The 5192-nt window shown below is 65.3% G+C and carries 3 protein-coding genes; 1 reads left to right on the forward strand and 2 read right to left on the reverse strand.

The window, feature by feature from the left end; all coding sequences use genetic code 11:
- Positions 1-181: 181 nt before the first annotated feature.
- Complete coding sequence (gcvP, locus tag GYA94_RS20245; RefSeq protein ID WP_161892962.1) at positions 182-3055, forward strand: aminomethyl-transferring glycine dehydrogenase; 2874 nt, start codon at positions 182-184, stop codon at positions 3053-3055.
- 46 nt (positions 3056-3101) lie between these two features.
- On the opposite strand, the gene GYA94_RS20250 is transcribed toward gcvP, so the two are convergent.
- On the reverse strand, positions 3102-3416 hold the full coding sequence (locus tag GYA94_RS20250; protein ID WP_009684128.1) for a DUF2388 domain-containing protein: 315 nt from the start codon (positions 3414-3416) through the stop codon (positions 3102-3104).
- Between the two features lie 86 nt (positions 3417-3502).
- Positions 3503-5176 (reverse strand): GspE/PulE family protein, encoded by a 1674-nt coding sequence (locus GYA94_RS20255; protein ID WP_161892963.1) that lies wholly within the window; start codon positions 5174-5176, stop codon positions 3503-3505.
- Between the last annotated feature and the right edge of the window lie 16 nt (positions 5177-5192).

The following is a 5192-nucleotide window of genomic DNA, read 5'->3' on the forward strand; positions in this document are numbered from 1 at the left end:
TCGCTCTCACAGGCGCTGCATGTCTTCTGACAAACACCTGTCAGCCCTGATGCGATCCCTGTGGGAGCCGGCTTGCCGGCGATAGGGCCGGTACTGACCAAACAAGTTTCCCCGCACAACCGGCAATCCCTTCCTAGACTTGTAGTCTCCATGAGAGCTGTTCCAGGAAGAGAGCGTGGTCATGTCCCAGTCGCCGTCCCTGCATCAACTGCAAGAGCTCAACCCGTTCCTGCGTCGCCACCTGGGCCCGGATGCCGCCGAGCAGCAGGCCATGCTCAACGCACTGGGCGTGGCGAGCCGCGCCGAGCTGATCGAGCAAACCGTTCCGCCAGGCATACGCCTCAAGCGCCCCCTCGACCTGCCTCCGGCACTCGACGAGCAGGCGGCCTTGGCCAAACTCGCGGGTTACGCTGCGCAAAACCAGGTATGGACCAGCCTGATCGGCATGGGCTACCACGGCACCATCACCCCCACGGTCATCCTGCGCAACGTGCTGGAAAACCCCGGCTGGTACACCGCCTACACGCCTTACCAGCCCGAAATAGCCCAGGGCCGGCTGGAGGCGCTGCTGAACTACCAGCAGATGGTCATCGACCTGACCGGGCTGGCCCTGGCCAACGCCTCGCTGCTGGACGAGGCGACTGCCGCCGCCGAGGCCATGGCCCTGGCCAAGCGCGTGGCGCGCAGCAAGAGCAACGCATTCTTCGCCGATGAGCACTGCCACCCGCAGACCCTGTCAGTGCTCAAGACCCGCGCCGAAGGCTTCGGCTTCGAACTGATCATCGATTCTGTGGATAAGCTGAACACGCATGCGGTATTCGGCGCCTTGCTGCAGTACCCCGATACCCACGGCGAGGTGCGCGACCTGCGCCCGCTGATCGAGCACTTGCATGGCCAGCACGCCCTGGCCTGCGTGGCAGCCGACCTGCTCAGCCTCGTACTGCTCACGCCGCCCGGCGAGCTGGGCGCCGATGTGGTGTTGGGTTCCAGCCAGCGCTTTGGTGTACCGATGGGTTACGGCGGGCCACATGCGGCGTATTTCGCCTGCCGCGACGACTACAAGCGGGCCATGCCCGGGCGCATCATCGGCGTGTCGCGTGATGCCCGTGGCAACACCGCGCTGCGCATGGCCCTGCAAACCCGCGAGCAGCATATCCGCCGTGAAAAGGCCAACTCCAACATCTGCACGGCGCAGGTGCTGCTGGCCAACATCGCCGGCTTCTACGCGGTCTACCACGGCCCGCAAGGCCTTCAGCGCATTGCCCAACGCGTGCACCGGCTAACGGTCATTCTGGCGGCCGGCCTTGCGGCCAAAGGCATCAAGCGCCTCAACCAGCACTTCTTCGACACCCTTACCCTCGACGTGGGTGGCGCACAGGCAGCCATCATCGAGAGCGCTGAAGCCGCACAGGTCAACCTGCGCATACTGGGCCGCGGCCACCTGGGCGTGAGCCTGGATGAAACCTGCAACGAGCAGACAGTGCTGCGCCTGTTGGACATTTTCGTGGGGGTTGACCACGGGCTGGACATCGCCGCGCTTGACCAGTCGGCCCTGGCCGAAGGCATTCCGCCCAGCCTGGTGCGGCATTCGCCGTTCCTTGCCCACCCGGTGTTCAACCTGCACCACAGCGAAACCGAGATGCTGCGCTACCTCAAGCAGCTGGAGAACAAGGACCTGGCGCTGAACCAGTCGATGATTCCGCTGGGCTCCTGCACCATGAAGCTCAATGCTACCAGCGAGATGATCCCGATCACTTGGCCTGCTTTCGCTCAGCTGCACCCGTTCGCCCCGGTGGGGCAGGCCGTCGGGTACAAGGCGATGATCGACGAGCTGGAAAGCTGGCTGTGCACCATTACCGGCTTCGATGCCATCTGCATGCAGCCCAACTCCGGGGCCCAGGGTGAGTACGCTGGCCTGATGGCGATTACCCGCTACCACCGCAGCTGCCAGCAACCGCAGCGTACCTTGTGCCTGATCCCGTCGTCGGCCCACGGCACCAACCCGGCGTCGGCACAGATGGCCGGCATGGAGGTGGTGATAGTCGATTGCGATCAGGGCGGCAACGTCGACCTGGCAGACCTCAAGGCCAAGGCCGGTGCAGCCGGTGAGCGCCTGTCGTGCCTGATGATCACCTACCCCTCAACCCACGGCGTGTACGAAGAGGGCATTCGCGAAATCTGTGACGTGGTGCACCAGCACGGCGGCCAGGTGTACATGGACGGCGCCAACCTCAATGCCCAGGTGGGGTTGGCGCGCCCTGCCGACATCGGTGCCGATGTGTCGCACATGAACCTGCACAAGACCTTCTGCATCCCCCACGGCGGCGGTGGTCCGGGCATGGGGCCGATCGGTGTTCGCGCTCATCTGCAACCCTTCGTCGCCAGCCACCCGGTGGTACCTGTCCCCGGTCTGGATCCAAACAACAGTGCGGTCAGCGCTGCGCCCTGGGGCAGCGCCAGCATTCTGCCGATCAGCTGGATGTACATTGCCATGATGGGCCCGCAACTGGCTGACGCCAGCGAGGTGGCGATCCTCTCTGCCAACTACCTGGCCAGCCAGCTGGCTGGGGCCTTCCCGGTGCTCTACCGCGGGCGTAACCAGCGCGTGGCCCATGAGTGCATACTCGATCTGCGGCCGTTGAAGGCGCTGACGGGCATCAGCGAGGAGGACGTGGCGAAGCGCCTGATGGACTACGGCTTCCATGCACCGACCATGTCGTTCCCGGTGCCGGGTACGCTGATGGTGGAACCGACCGAAAGTGAGTCCAAGGCCGAGTTGGACCGCTTTATCGAAGCGATGCTGGCAATTCGCGCGGAGATCGCGGACGTTCAGGATGGCAAGTGGCCGGCAGAGAACAGCCCGCTCAGGCATGCGCCGCATACCTTGGCCGATGTCCTGGGTATATGGGACAGGCCCTACAGCCTGGAGCAGGCGGTGGCACCGGTTGCGCATGTGCGCCAATACAAGTACTGGCCGGCGGTTAACCGGGTCGACAACGTGTATGGGGACCGCAACCTGTTCTGTGCCTGTGTGCCGGTGGAGGCTTATCGCTGATAGCGCAGGGGTGACCGATTGGGCGCGCAGCGCGCGCCCCGGGGTTTTACTCGGCTACCGCATTCTTGGCCAGGATGGCATTGGCCAGCTCCATGTCCGAGGCCTGCAGCCCCGGGTTCTCGGCCCGTGCCTGGTGCATGGCGGCTTCCAGGAACGGCCCACGAATCGCACCTTCGCTGGCAACGAAGCTGCTGGCGTCGTCCTGCGCGGCGAGGACAAGCTTGTGGTCCCGCGACGTCAGGTAGGTCGAACCAGTCGTTGCCCCGGAAGAAATCACGTTACGCCAAAAGGTATCAGCCATGGCCGAGCCCATAGGCAGCGAGAGCAGGGCAGCGGCGGCAACGGCAGTTTTGAGACGCATGTTGAAACACCTCGAAGGGTGGGGGTTGAAGATGCGCCGTTGGATCTTTTCCAATGGGGCAAGTTCCTGAATGCCGGGGCTTTTCGTCAGCCGCAGACGCGCAGCACCTCATGCATGCAGGTCTGCCCACTGGTCACCTTGGCCTCACCACAACGACGAAGGTCCACCAGGCCATCGGCCTGGGCCTGTTGCCGCAAAACGGTCAGGTCGGCATCCCGGCCAATCAGTGCGCGCAGCTTGTCGCTAGGCTCGAGCAGTTCAAACAAACCGGTGCGGCCATGAAAGCCGGTGCCTCGGCAGGTACGGCAGTGGGCGCAGGTATTCACCTGGCAGTCCGGGCACAGGGTGCGCACCAGGCGCTGGGCCATGACGCCGACCAGCGTCGCCTTGATCAGGTAGTCGGCCACGCCCAGTTCCTGCAGGCGGGTGATGGCCGCGCAGGCATCGTTGGTGTGCAGGGTAGACAGCACCAAATGCCCGGTCAGGGCGGCCTGTACCGCCACCAGGGCCGTTTCGCGGTCGCGAATTTCGCCGATCATGATGATGTCCGGGTCCTGACGCAGCAGGGCGCGTACCCCGGCGGCAAAACCAAGGTCCAGGGCGGGCTGCACCTGCAACTGGTTGAACGCCGGCTCCAGGCGCTCGATGGGGTCTTCGATGGTGCACAGGTTGACCTGTGGCGTGGCCAATAGCTTGAGGCTGGTATACAGCGTGCTGGTCTTGCCGGAGCCGGTGGGGCCGGTCACCAGGATGATGCCCTGGCGCTTGCCCAGCAGGCGCTGCCACTGGGCCAGTTGCTGGCCTTGCAGGCCGAGGCGGTCGAAGCCCTCGTGCAGTTGCTGCGGGTCGAACAGGCGCAGCACCAGCTTTTCGCCGTAGGCGGTTGGCAGGGTCGACAGCCGTAGCTCGACCTCACCGCCGCCGGGCAGGCGGCTGTGCAGGCGGCCGTCCTGCGGCCGGCGCTTTTGCGCCACATCCATGCGCCCCAGGTGCTTGAGGCGGCTGACCAGTGCCAAGGTCACGCCGGCAGGAAAGGCGTACACGTTATGCAGCAGGCCGTCGATGCGGTAGCGCAACTGGCCCTGATCGCGGCGGGGTTCCAGGTGAATGTCGCTGGCACGTTGTTCGATAGCGTACTGCAGCAACCAGTCGACGATGTGCACGATGTGCGCGTCGTCGGCGCTGGCTTCGGCCTGGCGCTTGCCCAGCTCCAGCAGTTGCTCGAGTTCGCCCAGGCCGGCGGCCTGCTGGTATTGCGCGCCTTTTACCGACTGGGCGAGGTGCTGGAACGACTGCCCTGCCTGGCGGATTTGCAACGGGCTGGCCAGCACCCGGCGAATCGGCCGGCCCAGGCTGCGGGCCAGGTCGGCCTGCCAGTCGTTCTGGTAGGGCTCGGCACTGGCGACGGTAACGCCGAGGGCGTCGGCTGCGACGATGAGGATGCCGTGGCGCTGGGCGAAGGCCGGCGCGATCAGGCCGCTGACCTGGGGCAGGTCGAGCTGCATGGGGTCGATGCGCAGGTAAGGCTGGCCGACCTTGCGGGCCAGCCATTGGCAAAGGTGCTCAAGGTCCAGCTGCTGGCCAGGCTGTTGGCGGTGTTCCAGGCTGCAGGCGGCGATCTGTTCGAGCGGATGGCAAGCGGGGTGGGCGGCGGCGTTGTCGAGCACGTGCTCGGCGTCGTTGGCGTGCAGGTGCTGGTCGGCGACCAGCGCGGCGAGCACGCGTTCAAGGTCGAGGGTCATTGTGTGCGGGCTATGCATGCTGGGCGTCCGTGCC

This window comes from Pseudomonas juntendi, assembly GCF_009932375.1.
GTDB lineage: Bacteria > Pseudomonadota > Gammaproteobacteria > Pseudomonadales > Pseudomonadaceae > Aquipseudomonas > Aquipseudomonas juntendi.